This window comes from Pedobacter ghigonis, from assembly GCF_903166585.1.
Taxonomy (GTDB): domain Bacteria; phylum Bacteroidota; class Bacteroidia; order Sphingobacteriales; family Sphingobacteriaceae; genus Pedobacter; species Pedobacter ghigonis.
In genome coordinates, this window is the sequence record NZ_CAESCM010000009.1 from 15,330 (window position 1) to 39,333 (window position 24,004).

16 protein-coding genes are annotated in these 24,004 nt (G+C 41.0%); 6 read left to right on the forward strand and 10 right to left on the reverse strand.

Annotated features, from left to right (window positions below; translation table 11 throughout):
• Positions 1-21 precede the first annotated feature (21 nt).
• Both HWV58_RS13700 and HWV58_RS13705 read right to left on the reverse strand, forming a co-directional pair.
• Positions 22-855 carry a carboxylesterase family protein gene (locus HWV58_RS13700; protein ID WP_175634650.1) on the reverse strand — a complete coding sequence of 278 codons (834 nt, stop codon included), beginning with the start codon at positions 853-855 and terminating at the stop codon, positions 22-24.
• Between the two features lie 91 nt (positions 856-946).
• Positions 947-1,162: a hypothetical protein gene (locus tag HWV58_RS13705; protein ID WP_124558814.1), complete on the reverse strand. Its 216-nt coding sequence runs from the start codon at positions 1,160-1,162 to the stop codon at positions 947-949.
• A gap of 246 nt (positions 1,163-1,408) precedes the next feature.
• Here HWV58_RS13705 and HWV58_RS13710 point away from each other — a divergent pair, with 246 nt between their 5' ends.
• Positions 1,409-2,011, forward strand: a complete 603-nt coding sequence (locus HWV58_RS13710) for a porin family protein (protein ID WP_175634651.1) — start codon at positions 1,409-1,411, stop codon at positions 2,009-2,011.
• 63 nt (positions 2,012-2,074) lie between these two features.
• On the opposite strand, the gene HWV58_RS13715 is transcribed toward HWV58_RS13710, so the two are convergent.
• The 4 genes from HWV58_RS13715 to HWV58_RS13730 all read right to left on the reverse strand — a co-directional run bounded on the left by HWV58_RS13715 (position 2,075) and on the right by HWV58_RS13730 (position 10,076).
• Positions 2,075-4,465, reverse strand: coding sequence for a gliding motility-associated C-terminal domain-containing protein (locus tag HWV58_RS13715; protein ID WP_175634652.1), 2,391 nt, complete (start codon positions 4,463-4,465; stop codon positions 2,075-2,077).
• Positions 4,466-4,568: 103 nt separating this feature from the next.
• Complete coding sequence (locus HWV58_RS13720; RefSeq protein WP_175634653.1) at positions 4,569-5,384, reverse strand: DUF4397 domain-containing protein; 816 nt, start codon at positions 5,382-5,384, stop codon at positions 4,569-4,571.
• Positions 5,385-5,394: 10 nt separating this feature from the next.
• A complete protein-coding gene (locus tag HWV58_RS13725) occupies positions 5,395-6,966 on the reverse strand; it encodes a SusD/RagB family nutrient-binding outer membrane lipoprotein (RefSeq protein ID WP_175634654.1) in 1,572 nt (523 codons plus the stop codon).
• Between the two features lie 11 nt (positions 6,967-6,977).
• A complete protein-coding gene (locus HWV58_RS13730) occupies positions 6,978-10,076 on the reverse strand; it encodes a SusC/RagA family TonB-linked outer membrane protein (protein ID WP_175634655.1) in 3,099 nt (1,032 codons plus the stop codon).
• A gap of 233 nt (positions 10,077-10,309) precedes the next feature.
• Here HWV58_RS13730 and HWV58_RS13735 point away from each other — a divergent pair, with 233 nt between their 5' ends.
• On the forward strand, positions 10,310-11,056 hold the full coding sequence (locus HWV58_RS13735) for a DeoR/GlpR family DNA-binding transcription regulator (protein WP_175634656.1): 747 nt from the start codon (positions 10,310-10,312) through the stop codon (positions 11,054-11,056).
• Positions 11,057-11,097: 41 nt separating this feature from the next.
• On the opposite strand, the gene HWV58_RS13740 is transcribed toward HWV58_RS13735, so the two are convergent.
• From HWV58_RS13740 to HWV58_RS13750, 3 genes are all read right to left on the reverse strand, one after another.
• Positions 11,098-12,390 carry a RagB/SusD family nutrient uptake outer membrane protein gene (locus tag HWV58_RS13740; protein ID WP_175634657.1) on the reverse strand — a complete coding sequence of 431 codons (1,293 nt, stop codon included), beginning with the start codon at positions 12,388-12,390 and terminating at the stop codon, positions 11,098-11,100.
• Positions 12,391-12,406: 16 nt separating this feature from the next.
• Positions 12,407-15,535, reverse strand: coding sequence for a SusC/RagA family TonB-linked outer membrane protein (locus HWV58_RS13745; RefSeq protein ID WP_175634658.1), 3,129 nt, complete (start codon positions 15,533-15,535; stop codon positions 12,407-12,409).
• A 114-nt stretch (positions 15,536-15,649) separates the two neighbouring features.
• Positions 15,650-16,846: an anhydro-N-acetylmuramic acid kinase gene (locus HWV58_RS13750; protein WP_175634659.1), complete on the reverse strand. Its 1,197-nt coding sequence runs from the start codon at positions 16,844-16,846 to the stop codon at positions 15,650-15,652.
• A 151-nt stretch (positions 16,847-16,997) separates the two neighbouring features.
• On the opposite strand from HWV58_RS13750, the gene nagB reads away from it, so the two are divergent.
• From nagB to HWV58_RS13765, 3 genes are all read left to right on the forward strand, one after another.
• The gene (gene nagB, locus HWV58_RS13755) at positions 16,998-18,923 is read left to right on the forward strand and encodes a glucosamine-6-phosphate deaminase (RefSeq protein WP_175634660.1); all 1,926 of its coding nucleotides are present in this window, start codon (positions 16,998-17,000) and stop codon (positions 18,921-18,923) included.
• 169 nt (positions 18,924-19,092) lie between these two features.
• The gene (locus tag HWV58_RS13760) at positions 19,093-20,253 is read left to right on the forward strand and encodes an acyltransferase family protein (RefSeq protein WP_175634661.1); all 1,161 of its coding nucleotides are present in this window, start codon (positions 19,093-19,095) and stop codon (positions 20,251-20,253) included.
• A gap of 42 nt (positions 20,254-20,295) precedes the next feature.
• Positions 20,296-21,318, forward strand: coding sequence for a LacI family DNA-binding transcriptional regulator (locus HWV58_RS13765; RefSeq protein WP_175634662.1), 1,023 nt, complete (start codon positions 20,296-20,298; stop codon positions 21,316-21,318).
• 4 nt (positions 21,319-21,322) lie between these two features.
• On the opposite strand, the gene HWV58_RS13770 is transcribed toward HWV58_RS13765, so the two are convergent.
• Positions 21,323-22,867 carry a glycoside hydrolase family 10 protein gene (locus HWV58_RS13770; protein ID WP_175634663.1) on the reverse strand — a complete coding sequence of 515 codons (1,545 nt, stop codon included), beginning with the start codon at positions 22,865-22,867 and terminating at the stop codon, positions 21,323-21,325.
• A gap of 206 nt (positions 22,868-23,073) precedes the next feature.
• On the opposite strand from HWV58_RS13770, the gene HWV58_RS13775 reads away from it, so the two are divergent.
• Complete coding sequence (locus HWV58_RS13775; protein ID WP_175634664.1) at positions 23,074-23,976, forward strand: hypothetical protein; 903 nt, start codon at positions 23,074-23,076, stop codon at positions 23,974-23,976.
• The last annotated feature ends 28 nt before the right edge of the window (positions 23,977-24,004 follow it).

Sequence of the window (24,004 nt, forward strand, 5' to 3'; positions counted from 1 at the left end):
GAATATATGGGTTAATCTTTTTTATTTATGCCGGGCAAACAGCCAGGCGGGTATTTCGGGTGTGAGCAATAGCGGAATGGTAATGAGGTTATGATCTAACTTGTTATAGGTGGTAAAGTACAAATTGGGATTGCCTTTCATCTCCTGATATAAATGTTCGCTTCCCTCGTATGGATTTTCATTGTCCTGTCGGCCATGAATTAACCAGATCGGTTTTTGACGGATTGCGCTTATATTACCAAAATCGGGTACTGCAGCAATAAAAACCATAGCAGCAAAGGTTTTTGGCGCAATATTCATCAGATTTTGCGCGGTAGATGCCCCCATAGAATAGCCCACCAAATAGATGCGCTTAGTATCTATCTCCGGGTATTTATTTTTTACCTCGCGGATCAACTCCAACAGTAAATGTACATCTTCTGATGGTTTAGAGATCAGGCAATTCCGCGTGGAATCCAGATAATAATTGGATGAACGCGTTTGAAACTGTGGTGCAATTACGAATGCCGGATATTGCTGGCGAATATCTGGTCGCAACCAAATTCTGGCCAGTGGTTCTAATTGCCTTTCATTATCTGCGCCTATCCTGGTTGAGTTATGAAAGGTAATAACCAGCGGGTATTTTACATTTTTGGTGTAATTTTCCGGCAATAACAATCTATAATTAAGCGATGTACTCCCTTTAATAAAAGTTTGTTTGAGATATTGATCGGCAGATAAGTCGTTTAATTGTTTTCTGGTTTGAGCCGATGTTAGGCTGTCAGGAAAAGCATCGTTAAATACCTGTTGTTGTGCCGATAATTTAAGGGCACTTAACCAGAGCAAGAATGCGAGTATAAAAGATGCAAATTGCATGAGAAAGCGAGGTAAAGCGAGCGCCTGTACGTATTAAATTGACAACAAAAAGCTTAAATATGTTGTACTTAGAAAGGTGAAAACTGGAATCTTACAGCCTGTTTCCCTTGGTATCGGCCAGTGCTTTCTGAATGGTAAACTCAACGTAGGTACGGTCGCGTTTAACCAGGCGCATTAAGTCTTCAACCAGTTGATCTTCTTTACCAGGCTCAAATGCCAAAGGTTCGTTCGCCAGATCGCGGTATTTCCGTAAGAATTTGGTTTTTACTTTAAATGCGGTTTCAGAAGTGAGTTGAAAATTAGCCATGGCATATTTTATTTGATGCAAAAGTAAAAAATATTTGTTCAGGTTAATACCTTTTTATGTGATCTGACAAAAAAAACAGACATTCGCGAAAAATTCTTGCACGATAATTGTGTTAAAACTGCGTTATAAAATCTAACCCGGAACAAAAACCACAGGGAGCGTTTTAAAAAGAGGCCATATTGCCAGATCAATTTAAAATTCGCGCAAGCAGGTTTTTGATTTTATAACCTTAAAAATTAAACTAAAATGAAAAAGATCATCTTCTCTATTGTTTTCCTGACATTGGGTTGGGCAACATCAAAGGCACAAACATTTAACCTGGGGGTTAAAGCAGGTGTGAACCTGGCTAAGTTGAATTCGGATTTCGCGAGCGAAGAAAACCGTTTAGGCTATCAGATCGGTGCATGGGCACGTATTGGCGGTGCAAGTTTTTATGTACAGCCAGAGGCTTACATTGGCAGCAAAGGCAACAAATTTATCAGCTTCCAGCAGGATAATGGTAACGAAGTATCGGCAGAAGGAAAAGTAAAATTTACTACACTTGATGTTCCGGTTTTACTGGGAACAAAATTTGGCGCTAAAAACCTTAACTTCCGTTTAATGGCTGGTCCGGTTATTTCATTCATATTAGATGAAAATTCGACCTTTAGCTCGGCTTACCAACAGGCAACAGATTTCGATAACTATAAAAACCAGGCACTGGGCTTACAGGCAGGTGCAGGTGTTGATGTAGGCAGTATTTCGGTTGATTTACGTTACGAAGCTGGTTTATCTAACATCAGCAAAAGCGAAAAGTATAGCCAGAAACCTAATCTTTTCCAATTAAGTTTAGGATTTAAGATTTTGTAAAAATTTACAACAAAGGGCCTGTTAAAATATACTTAACAGGCCCTTCTTCATTTAGCCAAAAGTTTATCTTATAATTGTTAAGCTTCCGCTTATTTTGCCACAATCGGTTTTCATATCAATAACAAAATAATAAACACCAGCCGGGAGTGGTTTTCCGTTGTAGGTTCCATTAAATTCTTTTGCATATCCCTTTGAGTAAAACAGCCGATTCCCAAGCCTGTTAAAGACAGAAAATTCAGCTTCCGGATGGTTTTCTGCTCCATTAATCTTCCAGGTATCATTTACACCATCGCCATTGGGGCTTATAGAATTCGGCACTTGTAAAACCCTGTCTTCAACCTTTGTTAAGTCGATAACTTCGCTTTTTACTTCGCAACCATATTTATCTTTTACCCATAACTGATACTTATCAGGTTTAAGTTTTTGAAAATTAAGTGTATTGGCGGCTACATTGCCATTTGCATCGGTCCAGCTATAAGTAAAAGGGTTGGTAGATCCGACTACGTCTACCCCGCTAATACTTACCGATTTTCCATCGCAACTGATAGTGGAGCTTATTTTAGAAAAATCGATTACAGAGAGCGGCGCAATGCCTACTGTAAAAGTACCAACTACATTTGTACAACCATTCCCATTGGAGGCCGTTAAGGTGTATGCTCCGGCTGCTACATCGCGCAAAACCTCTTCGTTACTCACTATTGTACCAGTTTGATCTGCCCAGCTAAAAGCCAATGGGGTTTGGGTCTCATATGCGGTAATACTTACGCTGCCATTATTTTCGTTGCAGGTTAGGGGTTTAATTTCAGCAGCTTTTGCCTTATAGCTGATATTGGTATTCAGGATGGTATAAACGGCAGAGACAGATTCGCAGCCACCGGGCTGACCTACTTTTAAATAATATGTTCCACCGGGCACATTTTTAAGCTCCCGCTCATTGCCAACCAGATTGTTATTGGCATCAAACCAATTAAATACACTGGCATCACTTACATCCAATTGGGTAATACTACCCGTCGAATTTCCACAAAAGGCATCTTTGATAATTTTATTCGCGTCTGATATAATTGATTTGGAGAATGCAGCGGTAGCCCCATCCACATTGGTACCCGTACTGGTTATTGCGGCTGTTAACGTACCGTTATATTCCCATGTCCCGTCGGCACCGGTTGGTATTGAGGCAATAAAAGTTTTACCCTGGCAATCCGGGCATTCATCATCGTAAAAAAGTTCGATAAGTGCATTTGGAAGGTAAATACCGCTTGCTGATGTAGCAGTAATTGTTGTAATCCGCGAAGGTGTAATGTTTTTACCGGGCGGGATATCTTTAAAAGCAATTGCAGCTAATGTATTACAATATGTGCTATTTTTCAAGATACTAACCGGATAAGAAGCATCGACCAATATGCCCAATTCATTATAGGCAATTACATTCTGATCGGCAACATCTACACCACCAATAACGCCTGCCAAACAATTATACAATTCGATGCCGTATTTTGTATTTCCAAAGTTTTCACTGTTTAGCCCAGGCCCGATTACATTACGCCTAATCGTATATTTTTGTTTTACATTGTCGACTTTTATCCCTTTTAACTGTGAGGCAATGTAATTATCGGAAATGATAAGATTTACATTTTCACCATTGGCAAAAATGCCTGTAGACTGTAGTTGTGGAAAGGTTTTTGTTTTAGTAATATCAAAACCAATTACATTAAAAGAAATATTCACATTCCCTGCTAAAGCACCTAATGAAATGGCATTGGAATTACCTGAAACAAGGTTTCCGTGGGCAGCGGTATTTCCGCCAATTGTCGAATTTTTGAGATAACTCAAATCAATACCTACAACATTTCCGGCAGGACTCTTTCCACCTGGATCTAACCCGATAATATTGGAAGAAATGGTAATATCATCCTGCACAAAAGGCTGGGTTGGCGAAATTACAGAGGTATAATTATTGCCAAAACCGTTTTGCTTATTGGGCGCTCCGATAATAACGTGTGCTGCATTTTTCAAAAAAACCGCGGCTTTTCTGTCGTCTGCAGGAATACCAGCCTGAGATATAAAATTACTGAAGTAAATACCATAAATCTCAATATTCATTATTCCATCTATAACCAGGCCGTGAAAAAACGGGCTTGCACCACGAACTAATTTAACCTTAATGCTTGGGCTTTCCAGTAAGCTAGTAGGTTGGGTGGTGGCATCTATTACTATGTTTGAAGTGAGCGCAGGTAATTCTTCGGTAAGGGTAATGGTTATGTCGCCTGCTGAGATTGCAGGTATATTGAACTGAATGAGATCGGCTGTTGCTGTACCGTTTGCATTGGCTCTGAGAATAGCTTCGCGCAGAGAGCCTGAGCCAGCGTTTGCGTTATTTACCACCACAAATGTTGCCGCTTCCAGCCGGAAACAACCTAGACTAATAAGCAGAAAAAGATATAAAAACCTCATTTTTATGCAGTTAATCGGTTTTACAAGTTAGTAAAATTGGCAAACAAGAACAAGAAAGCCCTGGTTAATAAAACCAAGGCTTTCATAATACATTAAAATACGGCTATTGATTGGCTGTATTATCCAGCAATGGCCTGTTCGCTGCTGTAGCGGAGGTTACTGTCATATCTCCCCTGGCACCAACAGTGAAGGCTCTTCCGCCCAAAAAACCTACGACACCATTTGTTGTCCCATTTCGCGAAATAATATTGGTTGACGAAGATGGGTACCTTACATATAACTCATAACTACCCACGGGTACAGCAATAAATGCAGATCCGCTTTTATAACCAATATTGGTTGCCACTACAGTTTCTACTGCGGTAACTGAATTCTTAATTACCAGGTTCATTGCCGCTGTTCCGTTTGGAATAGCATTAACAAAACGAACATACGAAACCGTATTGCTTGATGTTGACGGAGGCAATACATCTTCTAAAACAAACGACTCGGCTGTTTTAGTTGTACTGTTGTATATGCCACAGGTGTATAGCGAATAGTATTTTCCATTGGCCAAAGCCGGATTCACCTCAGAGATAGTAACGTTTGCATTAGCTGCAGCTGTTGAAGGTATAATTCCATTTATCTTATAAGTGCCGGGGTTGATAACACTATAATTAGATGCCGGATATACGCCTCCGTAAGCTGTTCCGGTTGTACTTTCTGAACCAGTAGCACTTAATATCCCTGAAACTTTTGTACCGTTGGCATAAAAATTTACAGAAGGCGCACCAGCAGCAAAATTGAAATATTTAATCCTGGAAATACTTGTTGCATCTACAGGCACATCAATAACCTGTATGCTATCATCTTTCTTACAAGAAGATGTAAAAACCGTTACCAGCGTAACCGCCAGCAAACCTATATATTTTATTTTCATAACGTGCTAATTAAGGTTGAACAATCCAGGTTTGTTTAGTGTGATAATCGGTTGCCAATCCACCAATTACACTTAGTGCATCTCTGTTCCAAACATACTCTGAGTTATAACGCGGACGAATTCTGTAAGCTGGTTTACCCGCATTATCAGAGTATAGCGTAGTTGGAAAAACATAGCCCAGGTATACCTGCTTCCCTGTTGCAGGATCGGCATCGGTGTAATGATACCTTCTCATGTCCATCCAGGTTTCTAAATGTCCCCAGCCCCATTGTGCAATATATTTCTGACACATAATCTGTGTTAGGGTTAAATCGGCTGCTGCTGCAGGAACAATTGCAGTAGCACTCATGTAAGCTGTTTTTTCTGCACTTGTGATCTGTGTTGGCGACTGATTATCTTCAATGTTTCTGGCGTTAACAAAATCAATGTGTGCTGATATACCATTTTTATAGGCTGCTAAAGCAGTTTCCTTATCACCTTTTTTAAATGCCGCTTCTGCTTTAATAAACTGCAATTGAGCATAGGTCATTACAGGCAGCTTGCATTTATCAGAGAAAATATATCTCCCTTGCGTGTTGGCTGCCGGTGCAGAAATTGACGCAATGTTCCAGAAGTTATTAGGCAGCTGACTTGCTGTAAATGCTCCTGTTCCTGCCGCTGTTACAATTCCCCTGTAAACACCGTCTGGTGCTGGCGCCAACATACGTGTCATTCTTGGATCTACTACTCCCGTAAATTGCGTTCCATTCAGTAGATTAACAATAAAAGGAGTTTGTCTGTAAGTTTGCATATTTCCCCTTGTTGGGCCTAAGAAATTTCTGTCGTCATTTCCTGTAACACCTGGATAAGCCATCAAAGCATCGTCTGCGTTACTTGTAAAAGATTTATCAACCGCAGCAATTACATCATCTGGCTTGTAACTGGCTTTATTGCTATAATGGTTTAAGTTCAAGGCCAGCATGGCATAGGCCAGCTTGGTCCATTTAGCACGATCGCCTTTGTAAATCAAGTCTGTTTTACCTAAGAAAGCCGCATCTACTGCCCCGTCTGTTCTGGCTAAATTAGCTATAGCAGCGGTTAACAGGCGCTGAACCTCCTGGTAAGCATATTCCTGACTGTCGTAATTAAACAAATACTTGGTTGGATCTATGGCTTCTTTGACAATAATCTCTCCATGTACATCGGTTAACGACTGCCATCCCCATGCTTTTAAAATCTGGCCAACGCCTAACAAATCCCAACGTTGCTCAGCCTCTGCCTTAGTATTCATATCTACTAAATTCTGACCTAAGCTCCAATACACATCTCTCCACAATTCAGCGCCGTTATCAGATGCCGGATCGTAACCTTGCAAATCCCAGGTAGTACCAGCTGTTGTCGAAGTCCAGTTTTGGGTATACCTTCCAATAAACCTTCCGTCGTATTGTGGTGCGGTTACCATCCAATGCAACATTGGCGACAAATATAAATTTGCAGTTACTGTTTGCGGGGCATTTGGATTAGTATTTACATCCAGATATTTCTTGCAGCTACTTAGGGTAAATAAAAACCCTGTTAGTAGTGTTATATATATATATTTCATAATCTTTTCCATTATAATCCAATCTTAATTCCAAAGTTTAAACCAATAGGCATTGGAAAATTACCATAATCGATACCAGAAGCACCCGAGCCACCAACAGCAGCAGTATTTCCGTTAACAACAGGATCTAAACCAGTGTAGTTAGTAATCAAAAACAAATCTGTTCCGGTTACAAAAACACTTGCACTTTTCACAAAATTCTGTTTCTTAAGCATCGTTTGTGGCAACTTATAACTAAAAGTTACATCTCTTAGTCTAATCCAGTTGATATCCTTTTCTATAAATAGCTCTTCGCTTGCCGTTGAATAAAATGTATTTTGATAATAAGGAACAAATGCTATGTTATTCGGAGTTGGGCTTGCGGTATTCTCTCTACCATCTTGCAACACCCCTGGAATAATCCTCGGGGTCATTCTATCCACAGTATTGTTAGCTAAACCAATGGTAGTTAAGAAATGCTGGGTAGCGTTCAATACATCTCCACCCTTCCTGATATCGAGCAGGAATGACAATGACATATTTTTATAGGTAAATGTATTAGATAAACCAATTGTAAAATCAGGTTGTCTGTCATAACCACCTTCAATAAAGGTAGTAGAACGTACAGGAACTCCTGTTGTAGGATTGATTAACAACTGGCCCTGGTTATTCCTTAAATAAAACAACCCGGTTAATGATCTGGTCGAATTGCCTGGTGTGTTACCATTACGCACATTGGCGTATAACCAGGTATCAGACACATAAGATTCTGGAAGGGCATTAGGAAGAGAAAGTACTTTACCTCTTGCCGACTCGAAGTTGGCTAATACATCCCAGTTAAAATCATTTGTTTTTACCGGATTTCCGCGCAAGGTTAACTCAATACCCTGGTTTCTGGTAGAGCCACCATTAAGGTTTAACAAGATAAAACCTGTTGCGTAACTACTTCTAATATCATTTACAATCTGATCGGTGGTTTCTTTACGATAAACCGTTATATCGAGGCCTAACCTGTTATTTAAGAAACCTAATTCGGCACCAAATTCATAAGATTTGGCAAATTCTGGTTTTAAGCCTGGATTTGGACCTGTAAATCCATAGCCATAACCACCACCAGAAGTTGTTTTATTCTCTAATGTTGGTACGTAAGCGTATGGCCTGGCATCTTTACCCACATTTGCATAGGCAGCCCTTAACTTACCATAATAGAACACATTTTTAAGCCCTTTGAAAGCGGGTACATCCGTAAATACAAAACTTCCCTGAACTGATGGATACCAAAAAGAGTAACGATCAATCGGAATGGTAGAAGTACGGTCATTCCTAATGGTTCCGGTTAAAAACAGGTAATTTTTATAGTCGAAAGTAGCTCTACCGAAGAAGCTTACCAAACGGCGTTGGCTAATTGAAGTTCTAACTAATTTTGTAGCTACGTTATTTAGTGAATTAAAATTAGGATCTAAAAATCCTTCACCATATCCGGCATCAACATTTGATTTTAAATTCTGCAGGGAATTACCAAGCGTAGCATCAAAGGAAATATCTTTGGTTAGCTTTTGCTTGTTAAAATTAATCAAGTTTTGCAGGTTAATATTTCTGGTTATGTCGTTGGCAACATCAATTGTTCCGCCTCTGCTAAATGCTGAAGCACTTTCGGGGTGACGCACAATTAAGTTCTGATTGGTATAAGAATCCATACCAATATTGGTTTTAATATTTACCCACCTAAATGGTGTAATAGTTAAACCCAGGTTTGAAATGATCCTGCTTGTTTTTGAATTGATGATATTCTTATTTACATTAAAATAAGGGTTATCAATTTCAGCATTACCTGCCGATCCAAAGGCGAGCAGTTTTCTCGTTCCCGCAGCAGTTAAATAGTTCGATGCATCATCGGTTTGTGGCCAGGCCAATAAGCCTAATAAAGGACCTATACTGCCTTTTAGCGGCTGATCGTTGACTGCATAACTGTAATTCATAGACAAATCAGTTTTCAACCAGCTATTTACAATACCCTGAGAAGCTCCGGTTAAGTTGATTCTCTGATAGTCGGAGTTTGGCACAACACCACTTTGATCGGTGTAAGCACTCGAAATACGGTAATTAACTTTATCCGAACCACCTTCAAATGAAAGGTTATGTTTTTGGGTAAAGCCCGTTTGGAAGAAATCTTTTACGTTATCATAAAACTGTGTTCCATCGGGATAGGCAGGGCCGAAATACTGGTAAATATTGTTCAGGGTAGACACAGATCCGGGAACGCCACTACCGCCTAAACCATATTGTTTTTGAATTTCCGGATAAGCACGGGTGGCCTCTACCCTAAAACTGTTGCTGTAATTAACTGCACCAGCACCGGCCTTTGCCCGTTTGGTTGTAATTACAATTGCTCCGTTTGCTGCATCGATACCGTAAAGTGCTGCTGCCTCAGGACCCTTCAATACAACCAGGCTTTCGATATCTTCGGGGTTGATATCTGCAGAACGGTTAGTAAAATCTACTCCCCTGTTGCTAAAAGCAGTATTTGAACTCGCATCAGATACAAATGCAGAAGTATTTAAAGTTTTATTATCAATAGGCAATCCATCCACAATCATCAGTGGCTGGTTACTGCCGCTGATAGAACTTACCCCACGTATGGTTATTGATGATGAAGCACCGGGAACTCCTGAAGAACTGGTTACTTCAACACCTGCAACCCTTCCTTGTAAAGCATTGATAAAGTTTTCGCGTTGTGTTTCGGCTATGGCTGCACCACTTACCGTTTGTTGCGAAGTTCCAAGTTCCCGTTTTTTAACGGTATTACCCAAGGCGGTAATTACGACCTCATCCAAACCCTTTGAATCGGATTTCAATGCCACATTAATGGTTGTGTTCGCTCCAACGGTTCTTTCTATAGTGGTATAACCAACAAAAGAAAATACCAGCACATCGCTTCTTAATGCTTTAATTGTATACGATCCTTCTGCACCTGTTTGCGCAACAATGCTGCTTCCTTTTACACGAATGGAAACGCCTGGTATAGGCCCGTCTTCCGACGTAACCCTACCGGTAACGGTTATTTGTTGCGCAATGGCGTGAGCCAGCAACAAAAACGTACCAATAAAAATTAATAGTAGCTTTTTTTTCATAAACTGCCAGTTTAGGGAATGAAATGATTGTTTAGTTGTTTTTAGTTAGTCTTGCAAAAACACGCACAATAACGCATTTTAATGCTAATATCATAAATGTTTTGGAATAAAAAAACTAATTAACAAACTATTTACCAGTAGCTAACAACATTAAATTGCAAAAACACGCAAAAACACGCAATTTTTAGAAAATTTAAAAATCTTTGTTACATTCGCTCACCAGACAATATTTTATGCTGAAGAAAGAACGTCATGATTTCATTATGCGCCAGATTAACCTGCACAATCGCGTGCTCACGTCTGATCTGGTTCAATTGCTGAATGTTTCGGAGGACACGATTAGAAGGGACCTTCAGGAATTGGTTGATGCAAACCTGTTGTATAAAGTGCATGGTGGTGCCTTATCTAAATCTTATCACAGTTCTTTTGATGACAGTACGGTTTATGCACGGGACAGCAAGATTACCATTGCAAAAAAGGCCGCCAAACTGATTAAAGACGGTATGGTGATTTTAACCGGCGGAGGAACCACAATCCTGGAGTTGGTAAAACTATTGCCCCAGGGCATTTCGGCTACTTTTTTTACCATTAGCCCCCTGGTAGCTGTAGAACTGGCGAAATACAACAACGTTGAAGTAATTTTAATTGGTGGCCTGTTTTCGAAAAACTCACAGGTTACCTATGGCGGACAGGTGATTACCCAGCTTTCTGAAATAAAAGCCGATTTATGCCTGATGGGAACCAGCGCAATTCACCCGGAAGAAGGTTTAACCGATACTTATTGGGAAATTAACCAGTTAAAGAAGGCCATGTTGGCCTGCGCCAAAAGAACTGCAGTATTGTGCATTTCAGAAAAACTGGATATCGCCCTGCGACTAAGGGTTTGCCCCTTAGAAAGCATCAGTTACCTCGTAACTGAATTGGATACAAATGATGAATCGCTTTCGCGGTACCGCGAAAAGGAATTGAATATTTTATAAAAAAGCTTCTCAGATTCAAGCCTGAGAAGCTTTTTTCTTTATTAAAACGATGGGTCGGGGGGCGTATTGGTATTGTTATCCCGCTCGGGAAAAGGATAAGGGAAGAAATTACGCTTACGATCTGTTAAAGGCTGATTAAACCGCCTCATGTCTTCGAGTTTTAAGCCCGACATAAACAACTCAATACAACGGTGCTTGTAAATGAGATCTAATAGCTCCTGCTGGGTATATGGTCCAGTTAAAGGAAGCAATCCTGCGCCAACCCCTAAAGGATCCTGAGCAGGCGTTTTAGTAACTACTTTATTTAGCTCTGTTAAAGCACTGACCAAATTAGGTGTTGCCTGACGGGCATAAACCTCTGCTTTAATTAAAGTCATCTCACCAGGAAGGTAAAGCGGAAACGGAGCCAGGGTGCTGGCCGCAAAACCTTTAATGCGAACAGTAGTATTAATTGTAGTGTAAAACGGAATACGCAAATCCCCGGCATCAGGCATAAAGACGCCAGTTTGACCCAGGTTGATATTTTTTGGCTGCACCACATTATTGGTGGAAGTAGCAACTTCAAAAATGGAATTCAAATTCTGGGCATCGTAGTTGAATAAAGACGTTTTGGTCAGATCAACCGCATTAGCAGCACTTAAAGCAAGCGTATAGTTACCCGCAAATAGCGCATACCTGGCTTTTAGGGCATTCAGCGTATTTGGAATATCTACTCCTGCCGGAACATTACCTAAAAATGTTGCGCTGATTGGGTTTGCCGCGATCACTGCTTGAGCACTCTCAATGGTTGCAACCGCTTTGTTAAAACCTTCTGCCCGGGTAATAAAACCAATGTTCTGACCAATGCCCGCTGGAACTTTTTCCCAATATTCGGAAAGGTTTCCAAGAGCCATAGCTTTAAAAATGCTGGCATGAGCGATTAAACCCGCAGCATAATTTTTATCGGCTAAATTGGCTGCATTGTTGATCACATTATCGGCATCAAAGATAACCTTGTTTGCCGCAGTCCAAACATTCAGTACAACGCTATTGGTACCATCAACTTGAACTCCTCCTACCATTAACCTTTCCTCAGAAGTATTTCCGGTATTGATCGAAATCAGTTCATTTGTGGTAATCCCATTTAGTGTAACAGAAGCGTATAAAAGGCCGGCACGTGTTGTCGAAATACTTTTTTGGAGTCCCGTGGTTACTCCGGTTAGCGCCCTTGAAGAAGTCATTACATCTTCAGCAACGGGGGCATTAGGATTGAGATACTCCTTCTTACAAGCAGACAGGGCAAACAATCCCATAAAAAACGTATAAAGCGTATATTTTTGTCTTAAATTTTTCATAACCATTATTTTAAAATTAGAACCTTGCCTGTAAACCAATAGAAAAGGTACGTGGAATTGGCACTGAGCCAAAATCGATATTCCTTAAAATTGTCGATTGCCCTCCTGCGTTTACCTCGGGATCATAACCTTTGTAATTATCCCATGAAACTAAATTCCGTCCACTTAAATTAACTGTTAAATCTTTTACAAATTTTACTTTGCCGATGTTATAACTCAGCGAAATTTCTCTCAGTTTTACGAAAGAACCATCATCTATACGCCATTCTTCTACGTTATAAACTCCTGCCACATACCCTCTTGGCAATTGCCCTAAATCTTCAGCTTCAGTTACTTTGCCGTTACCTACCCCTTGTCGGGTCCTCCAATCGGCATTCCATATATCGCCACCCTGAACAGCATCTAACTGAATATGGAGGCTTAGTTTTTTATAGGTAAAGTCGTTTACTAAAGATCCGGTATAGTCGGGATTTGGATCGCCCAATACTTTACGCAAAACAACACCCGAAGGCTGGCCATTGGTTCGTTGCGCATCGTAAGTGGTCGAGGTGAGTTGCTTACCCAATTCTGTTTGCGGAATCCCCAGAGCGTTTGTTAATAAGCTACCATCGCTATTTCGTGCAAAGAAAGTTCCATAGAAAACCCCTACCGGATATCCATCGGTTATTGATACCGGTGCTCCGGCATTGGTTGCAATTAACCTTTGCGCACCTGAACCTACAATTTTGTTCCTGTTGCGGTTATAAATCAAAGTGGCCGTCCAGGTAAAATCTGTTGTTCTAACCGGCACACCTGTCAACATCAGCTCAATTCCTTTATTTTTCAAGGTACCTCCAATGTTATCCAATACGCTCGAATAACCTATGGTTGGTGCCACAATCACATTAAGCAACACGTCTTTCACCCGCTTATCGTACCAGCTAAATGTTAAGCCTAAGCGGTTATTGAAAAACGACATATCTGTACCGATTTCCAGCTCTTTCTGGCGCTCTGGTTTTACACCGGTATTGGCCAGAATACTACTTGATGTTAGTGACGTTTTGCTCGTAATTGCGCCAGGCGTATACACATTAAACCTATCGTAAGCACCGATACCGGTTAGATTTCCTGATTCTCCATAAGCCGCACGAAGTTTAAATGCATTCCACCAGGATGAAACACCAAGGTTTTTCCAGTAATCAGCCGAAGATAAAACGTAACTCACATTTGCTTTTGGATAGAACTGCGTGCGGTTATTTTCGCCAAACACCGTTGATTGATCTACCCTAACTGCACCTGTTACAAATAAGTGGTCTTTATATTTGAAATTCTGTTGCAGATAGGCTCCGCTAATCGAGAATTCAGACCTGTTATCGTTATTGGCTAAAATAGTACTCGCTCCGTTAACCGTTTGTACAAAAGGTGCAAGTCCGCGACCATTAAGCAAACTGAACAAATCTTTCTGATATTGGAAAGAGCCCCCCAATTGTGTGGTAGAGCTTAACCTATCAGATATTTTGGCATCGTAAGTAAAATTTAACTCATTGTTAAATAAGGTGGTGGTTGCATTCGCAGCGCTGGCATATCCATTTAAAGAAGGGTCGAGGCCAGGCCCGCCGCCATAAAACCCTGTACTTACATTATACGCAAAGGGTGGAATATAAGTAGTTCCATTTTGAATGCTGTTATCAACCCCCATGGTGTAATCGATGGTAAGATTTTTAACTGGTGTTAACTTTATTCCTGCATTAGCAATGATGCGGTTGGTAAACTGACGCTGCTGAATATCTTCAATTACCGAAACAGGATTTACCCTCCCACGTTCACCAACAGATTTTAGGTTCCCCGAAACGTCTCTGGTGAAAAGGTCATGAAAATTGCCGATAATGGTTACGGAATTCATTGGCGAGAAAAAGGAGTTTCCATCTGGTTTTTCGTTAGCATCGCTGTGGATATAATTAAACCCAGCTGTCATTTTGGCCCACTTATTAATGGTTTGATCCAGATTAGCCCTAAAATTCATCCTCCTGAAATTGGTATTTTTGATAATACCCTGATTGGCAAAGTATCCGGCAGAAGTATAAAACTTAGTATTGTCATTTCCACCCGAAACAGAAACGGAATTATCGGTACCCACACCTGTACGGAAAATATAATCCTGATAGTTATAACGGGTTACCGGAGTGGTATTGGTTAAAGTTGGCGTTAAGATATCCTGAGTTTGCGCATCAACAGAGCCACCAAACTTAATTGGAGCCTGATTTACCTCTATCTGCTTCCGTAGCTCGCTAATGGTAAGGCTGGTATTGAAACTCACCTGTGGTTCGCCGGTTTTCCCACGCTTGGTAAAAATCTGAATTACACCCGCATTTGCCCTCGAACCATAAATTGCCGCAGCAGCTGCACCATTTAAAACCTCAATGTGGTCAATGTCTGCCGGACTAATATCCACCATCCTATTCTGCCCGAGGCTTCCCACCTGAATACCATTATTGATATTGTCGTAATTGCCAGATGTATTGGTTACCCTTGTGGTAGAGTTATTTATAATTACTCCGTCAATAATATAAAGTGGTTCTGACGATGAATTAACTGAGCTGATACCCCTTAAACGAACTGAAATCCCTCCTGCCGGATCGCCCGAATTCTGGCTGATCTGCGCTCCGGGTGTTTTGCCTTGCAAGGATGCCAGGGCATTTCCGCTGGGTGCTTTGTTTAAATCGTCGCCTTTTACAGTACTTACATAACTACCCAACTGTTTCCGGGTGGTTCCCTGCGAAGTACCGGTAACAATAACCTCATCAAGGCCTACTGCATCGCCAGCAAGTTTCACACTGAGTTGCACTTTATCGCTGCTACCCAAATCAACTGACTGCAGGCTACTTTTATAGCCCACATAAGAAAACTGAAGCTGGTATTTTCCGGGATTTAAATCAACCGAAAAGGTATAACCTCCGTTGGCATCGGTACTGGTAGCCAAAGTGGTATTTAATATTTTAACAACCGCCCCAGGTACAGGATCGTTGTTAGCTGCATCGGTAACCTTGCCGCTAATGGTGTACCGTTTGCTTTGTGCTTGTGCCATTCCTGTAAATAAGAGCAACAGAAATGGGATCATCAAAATTACGAAGAGCTTTGACAACCATTTTAGGTAACTTTTTTCCATAAAATTTGGTTTTGGGTTGAAGATTAGTTTAAAACAAATTAAACAAAATACTGCACAAACCAAACTTTAAGCTACACAAACTACTTTACAATCAGCCGATAACGCTCGTTTGAGCTACTCTGGCAAGCTGATTTTACCCATACAAACCGCTGGCACTCCCTGCCGGTTTCCAAAATTTATTGGTTTACCGCAAAGCGTTTCGTTGGCTAAAACAGCAAATAAAACAGCTTCCTTAGCATCAGGGTTGATATTCAGCTCATCAGTGGTTGAGAAATTACAAAAAGGCAGTTCGTTATGAAGCAGTTTTACCAGTAAAGGGTTGTGCATGCCCCCACCGCTCATGTAAACCGAGGCTTTCGCTTCATCGCCAAAACACCTCCTGATGGCATCGGCAATTGTGCGTGCCGAAAAGTGGCATAAAGTGGCCATCACATCCGCTTTTGGAATATCTGTAGTACCCGACTGCTGCTGTGCATTGCTCAGGTATTCGAGATTAAATAGTTCTGGTCCCGTTGTTTTAGGGAAACCCAATTCAAAGAAACTGCAGTCCAACAGTGCATGCAAAAGCTTTTCGTTTAACTGACCAGAGCCGCCCACCGCTGCATTTTTATCATAAAACAGGTTAAAGTGCTTTTGCATGTACTGATCCATTAAAGTATTTCCGGGGCCAACATCTGTCGAAAAAACCGCACTGGCTTCAGTACTTCCAGGCAGGTAGGTAAAGTTTGCAATTCCACCAATATTAAGCATTACACGGTCTTCGCCGGCCTTTGAAAAGATCAGATAATCGCCGTAAACCGCCAATGGAGCGCCCTCGCCACCTGCTGCTAAATGTTTCTGCCTAAAATCAGAAAGTGTAATGATACCCGTTTTAAGTGCAATATGATCTCCATCGCCTATCTGCAAAGTTCCGTTCGGGTAATCTCCGAGCCGATGCAATGATTTGGGTGCATGAAAAATAGTTTGCCCGTGGCTGGCGATAAAATCGATGGCTTCATGATTATACCCCCACCCCTGCAAGGCTTCGTTAATTAATTGGGCATGTGTATTGGCAATGTGCTCGTTCATGAGACACACCAACTGCAAATCGACCTCTTTTTTAGAGAAAACAGCTTTAATCTTCGCCCTGAAATCATCGGTATAATCGCCTGTTTTAAATTCCAGAACTTTTATATCGGTTTCGGGTCCGCTATGCTTAACCGAACAGAGCGCAATATCCAGCCCGTCCATAGAGGTGCCACTCATTAGTCCTATAATTAAACGCTCGGCTTTAGCTGCTTTTTCGTACAACTTTTGGATCTGTGTGTTCATATTGATTTTTACTTAAAAACGAACAAACGTTTGTCTGCACCATTAACTCAATTTTATAAAAATACTTGCAATAAAAGTAAATATCCTGTGTTAATAATTGGGCATAACTCTCTATATTTACTGCTCCGTACATTAAAATCCATATAAAAAAATGGCTAGATTAAATTTACTGGAGGAGACACGTTTCGAGAAACTACCCGTTAGCGTGTTCGAAAATCCAAAAATTGCTTCCATTAATGTAGCAAACCGCATCGCGGAACTCATTAAATCAAAGCAAGCAAACAACGCACCTGCAGTACTGGGCTTAGCAACAGGTGTTACTCCAATTGCAGTATATGCCGAACTGGTTAGACTGCACAAAGAAGAAGGTTTAAGTTTCAAAAACGTAATTACGTTCAACCTGGATGAGTATTATCCAATGGCGCCAACTGCGGCACAGAGCTACGTTACTTTTATGAACGAGAATCTTTTCGATCATATCGACATCGATAAAAAGAATGTTCACATTCCTGACGGAACACTTGCACTTGAAGACATTCCGGCGTTTTGTTTAGATTACGAAAAGAAAATTGGTGATTTAGGCGGTCTTGATATCCAGATTCTGGGTATTGGTCGTACCGGTCACATCGGGTTTAACGAGCCGGGCTCTGCACCAAACTCAGGAACACGTTTAGTTACCCTTGATGACCTTACCCGTCGCGATGCTGCACGCGATTTCGGTGGTAAAAGCTTTGTACCAACAAAGGCGATTACCATGGGTATTGGTACCATTTTCAAAGCCAGGGAAATTATATTAATGGCCTGGAGCCGTAAAAAAGCTTCGATCATTAAAAAAGCGGTAGAAGGAGAAATTTCTGGCGATGTACCTGCTACATTCCTTCAGCTATCTGATCATGTTGAATTCATTCTTGATGCTCCGGCAGCTTCAGATTTAACACGTTTTGATACGCCATGGTTGGTAAAAGATTGTATCTGGACCGATGCTTTAATCCGTAAGGCAGTGATCTGGTTGGCCAATACTTTAAATAAGCCGATCTTAAAATTAACCGAAGACGATTACAACAACAATGGTATGGCACAACTGGCAACCGAAAAAGGGCCGGTGTACAATATCAACATCCATATCTTTAACAAGTTACAACACACCATTACAGGCTGGCCAGGTGGTAAACCAAATGCCGACGATTCTCAACGTCCGGAAAGGGCTGAACCAGCTAAAAAAAGAGTAATTATCTTTTCACCACACCCTGATGATGATGTGATTTCGATGGGTGGTACTTTTATCCGTCTCGTTGATCAGAAACACGATGTACACGTGGCTTATCAAACTTCCGGAAACACCGCTGTTTGGGATGATGACGCACTTCGCTTTGTAGAGTTCAACGTAGATTTTACAGAGAAAATGGGCATGGATAATTCGCATTTAAAGGAGCTTTACAATAACATGAGAGCCTTTATTGAGCAGAAAAAACCAAACCAGATAGATACACCGGAGATCCAAACCGTTAAAGGCTTAATCAGAAAAGGAGAAGCTATTGCAGGAGCAAGATATTGCGGTTTAGAAGATGATCACATTCACTTTCAGGCGCTTCCTTTCTACGAAAGTGGTAAAGTGCAGAAAAATCCGGTAACCGATGCCGACATCGAGTTAACCATGGAGCTTTTGCAAAAAGTTAAACCCCACCAGGTTTATGCCGCCGGCGATTTCGAAGATCCACATGGTACGCACATTGTTTGTTTCAATATCATTCTTGCAGCTTTAAAGCGCCTGCGTAAAACTGAGGCCTGGGCCCAGGATTGCTGGCTATGGATGTACCGTGGCGCATGGCACGAATTCGAAACTCACGAAATCGAAATGGCTGTGCCAATTTCTCCGCAAGAACTTGAACGCAAAAAATATGCAATTTTCAAGCACCAGAGCCAAAAAGACAGAGCTGTTTTCCCTGGCGATGATTCAAGAGAATTCTGGCAACGTGCCGAAGACCGTAACCGCGAAACAGCTAAGGCTTACGATGATTTAGGTCTTGCAGAATACGAAGCCATGGAAGCTTTTGTACGCTGGAAATTTGAAGATTAGATTTAGTTAATCGATATCAATCCTGCTTTGTTTACTCAAAGCAGGATTTTTTTTCTCTTCCTCCCAAGTCTGAAAGGCCAGGAGGGCCACACTCCGCGAAACTTCGTAAGCAAGTTATTTCTCATTGTAAAAACAATACTATAAATTAGTTTTATCAAACCAACTAACCATGACCGAAACTAAACAAAGATTGCTTTCACTGGATTTTTTTAGGGGATTAACGGTAGCCGCAATGATTTTAGTGAATAATCCGGGTAGTTGGGGACATATTTATGCTCCCTTAGAGCATGCTGAATGGAACGGGTGCACACCAACCGATTTAATCTTTCCATTCTTCCTGTGGATTGTGGGTGTGTCTATCGCTTTTGCCATGAGCAGCAGCAAAGCTGATCCGGCCACGCATCAAAAAACCATCATTAAAGCGATAAAACGTGGTGTTACCTTGTACCTCTTAGGATTCTTTTTAGCCATTTTCGGAAAAATTATCAGCGCAATCACTACCGAAAGTACAATCCTAGAAGCTTTCCAAACGGTTAGGTTATTGGGTGTATTACAAAGAATAGGTATCGTTTTTATCATTAGCAGCATCATCTTCCTTAAAGCTTCGGAAAAAACAATATTTAAAACATTAATCGTAATACTGGCGGTTTACTGGGCCTTAATGAATTTTATCCCCGTACCTGGTGTAGGCTATCCGAATCTGGAGAAAGAAACCAATTTAGCGGCCTGGATTGACAGGGGTATTTTAACTGAAGCACACACCTGGGCCTCGTCGAAAACATGGGACCCCGAAGGGATTTTAAGCACATTACCTGCCGTTGGCACTTGCTTATTTGGTATTTTGGTTGGTATTTGGATGCGCCGAAAAGATGTAGATAATGCCACAAAAGTAGCCTGGCTTTTTACCGCAGGCATTGCCGCCGTTGTATTGGGTCTCCTTTGGGATTTACAGTTCCCGATTAATAAAGCACTTTGGACAAGCTCATATGTACTTTACGCAGGTGGGTTGGCAAGCATTGGCCTCGCGCTATGTTACTGGATTATTGATGTACAGGGCTACAGGAAATTTACAACCCCCTTTGTGGTATATGGCGTTAACGCCATCACCGTTTTCTTTTTGGCAGGTTTAATGCCCCGGGTGTTAAACCTCATTCAGGTTACCAAACCTGACGGAAAAAAAACCGGATTGTTGGTCAGGTTTTATGAAACCTGTTACACGCCGTTTTTTAGCCCAATAAATGCCTCACTGGTTTGGGCCGTTACCTATGTACTGGGTTTCTATGTATTATTATATTTCATGTACAAAAAGAACATTATTATTAAGGTTTAGTACATTTATACACTATTATTAAATCGACCTCTAACTCAAAAATTGAAAAAGAAAACCACTATATACGACATTGCAAAGGAGCTGAATGTTACGGTATCTACCGTTTCGCGAGCATTAAGTGGCTTTCCGGCCATAAGCGATACCACAAGAAAAGCAGTGGTAGATATGGCGAAGAAATTAAATTACAGCCCAAACAAGCTGGCCTCAGCATTAAAATCGGGCAAAACACATATTATTGGGGTTATTGTACCCAGCGTACAGGCTCATTTTTTTGCATCCATTATCCACTGCATAGAAGATGGTTTAAAAGATAGCGGATACCGCGTAATTATCTATCAGTCTAACGAATCGGTAGAGAATGAAATAAATGGTGTAAAAACTTTATTAGAGGCTCAGGTTGATGGAATTATGGCTTCTCTATCGCTGGAAACGCAAGATGTAAGTCACTTTGCCGAAATTGTTAAGCAAAATAAGCCTTTGATTTTATTCGACCGGGTAAACGCAGATTTAAAGGTACCGACCATTACCCTCGATGATTTCAGGGCAGGATATATTGCCACGCAGCATTTAATTGATAGTGGCTATAAAAAAATTGCTTTTGTAACTACTATCCACCAGATTAAGATATTTAACGATCGCCTCGAAGGTTATAAGGCAGCACTTGCAGATAATGGCCTGCCTTTAATGGAAGAATACATTATTTTTGGCGGCTTATCCATTAAAGACGGCCGTTTTGGTGCGGGGAAACTGATGCGCAGCCCAAACAAACCCGATGCTATTATTGCCGGAGACGACTTTACCGCTGTGGGTGTAATTAAAAAACTTAAAGAAATTGACGAAACGCCTCCCGAAATCGGGGTTATCGGTTTTGCCAACGAAGCATTTTCGGCCTATATTACCCCTAATTTATCTACCATCGATCAACATGCACCTCAAATCGGTAAGGCATGTGCTAAGATGTTCCTGAAAATGATTAACCAGCAAAATCCTTACAGCAACATGGAGCATATCGTACTCGACCCCACAGTTGTAGAAAGAGAATCGACCAATAAAAGGGCGCTTTAGCCCTTTATTCTTTGGCCAGCGGCACTTCTACCCCTACCGGACCACTAGGTTCACTTTCATTTTTTAAGCGGTCTAAAGCCGTTACCAGATAGCTATAGCGCTTTCCGCTCTCTATACCGGTATCAATAAATGAAAGATAATCTTCAAAACTTATTTTGATGATGTTTTTAGGATCGAGTATCGAAATTTTCTCGCCCTCACTAAAGCGGTAAACTACAAAACCCGAAGCGGTTTCACCATCTTTAGCTTTCAACGGAAGTTGCCATTTCAGGTGCACACCATCTTTCATGGCATCGGCAGTTAGGGCCTGTGGTTCGTTTGGCGGTACTTCATCCAGCCAGGGCATTTGAGGAGGTAAAGCCGGATATTTATAAAAATCATTCTTTAACGAATCGCCTACCGCCTTTGCTACGGTACTCAAAGATTTTGAGCTAAAGAACACGCTTCCCTGAATCCGGTTGTTATCTCTTAAATACCTGATCTGATTCGGAATTTCGCTCATGTTTCTCCATGCAGCCTCTGCCCTCGAGTTTACCAGATAAGCCCCCTGGCCAATATAAACGTGCCTGCCATAAGTATTGTTGCTCCACCAATCAACCAAAACACCATATGGCGCAACCCTTCTGGTAAATGTAAAATAAATCTGCGGGTTAATATAATCTATCCATCCTTCCCTTACCCATTTACGGCTATCGGCAAAAAGCTCGGCGTAGTTAGATAAGCCACTTGTAGCCGAACCTTCAGGGTCTTCATTTTTATTTTTCCAGATCCCGAAGGGACTGATCCCGAATTTTACCCATTTTTTGTAGTGGTGAATACTATCGTCTAATTGTTTAATCAACAAATCAACGTTATTGCGCCTCCAGTCTTTAATGTCTGAGAAATTATTGGGGTATTTGTAAAAAGTATTGCCATCGTTAATGGTTTGGCCTTCTACTTTGTAAGGATAAAAATAATCGTCGAAATGAATGCCGTCTATATCATATCCTTTTACTACATCCAGAATAACCTGCACAATGTATTCCCTAACCTCAGGAATCCCCGGATCGAACTGCTTTTTACCACCATAGGTGAAAAACCAATCAGGATGTTTACGATAAGCATGGTTCTCGCTCAATACAGCATTACTGCTCATACTGGCCCGGTATGGGTTAAACCAGGCATGTAATTCCATTCCCCTAAAATGTGCCTCTTTAATGGCAAAAGCAAGCGGATCGTAACCTGCTGCAGGTGCCAGACCTTGTTTACCCATTAGCCACTGGCTCCATGGTTCTCTCGATTTGGCGTAAAAAGCATCGGCCGCAGGCCTTACCTGCAAAACAATGGCATTCATGCCCTGACTTTTATGGCGCTCGAGAATACCAATAAGCTCCTGTTTTTGCTGATCTACACTTAGTCCGGGTTTGGAAGGCCAGTCGATATTCGTAACAGTTGCCACCCATACTCCCCTAAACTCCCTTTTTGGTGCAATTTTTGATAAAGGTTGTGCATTTAATATATAAGGTAATACAGTTAAGGATAAAAGTGCGTATAGGAAGTTTTTAAGCATTATTTCTGTCTTATTTTTTTATTCAGGTTGTGTGTTTGTGTTAATTTGAGTACAAATGAACATTAGCAAGTAAACGATTTTTTTTAAAAACTCTTATAAGTTTATTAAAAATTTTAATTTGCGCCTCCTAAAATTAATTGTGTACCCCCATTTACCTATGGAGAACAAAAGTATATTAATTTAAAGAAGATACAGCGTTATTAAAAATGGAATCACAAAAAGTCAATAAAGGTGATAGGAACAAAATTTACTTTCTGGTAATTGTTATAGCGGCTTTAATAGGTACAAATGCTTATTTGTTTCTTAAAGACCGAAAGCAGAGCGAGAGGTTTGTGACCGTAAGCACGGAGAAAGATAAACTGCGGCTCGAGGTCGAAAAAATTGAAGTTGAGCTGGACAAGGTTAATGCGCTTAATTTAGATTTAAACGAAAAGCTGGTTGAAGAACAGAAAGAAGCACGCCAGAAGATCGATGCGCTTAAGCTGGCCTTGCAAAAAAACCAGATTACTCAGGTTGAACTGGATAAGGCAAATGCCCAGATTAATGAGCTAAAAACCTTTGTTAAGAATTATAGCGACCAGATTATCCAGCTGCAGAAAGACAATATCTTTTTAAAAAACAGCCGAGATAGCCTCGAAAACACCTTGCGAAGCATTAGTAACAAGGCATCGAACCTAGAAAGTGAAAACAGCAACCTCAATGCCAAAGTGAAAACGGCAGCAGTATTAAAACTTCAATCGGCCGAAATTGTAGCTTTCAGAACTAAATCGAGCGGAAAAAAAGTAGAGGTAACCAGATCATCTACTGCTGAAAAGCTAAGTGTTCGTTTCACCATTATCCCAAACCAACTGGCAGAAAAAGGCCATCATAACATTTACCTGAGGGTATTCGATCCGGCAGGAAACCTGCTGGCTGATGAAGGTAACCACTTTGAAGCCGACGGACAGGATATGCAGTACAGCCATTCTATTTTTATCAATTACAATAACGATGACAGTACTTATGTTATCGACTGGGCGAACCCAAAGCCCTTTATTAAAGGTATTTATACCGTAATCTTATATGCCGATGGTAACACCATGGGTAAAGCCCAGGTAGAACTGCGGTAAAATTACATTAACGCTTCTTCCCGACAAT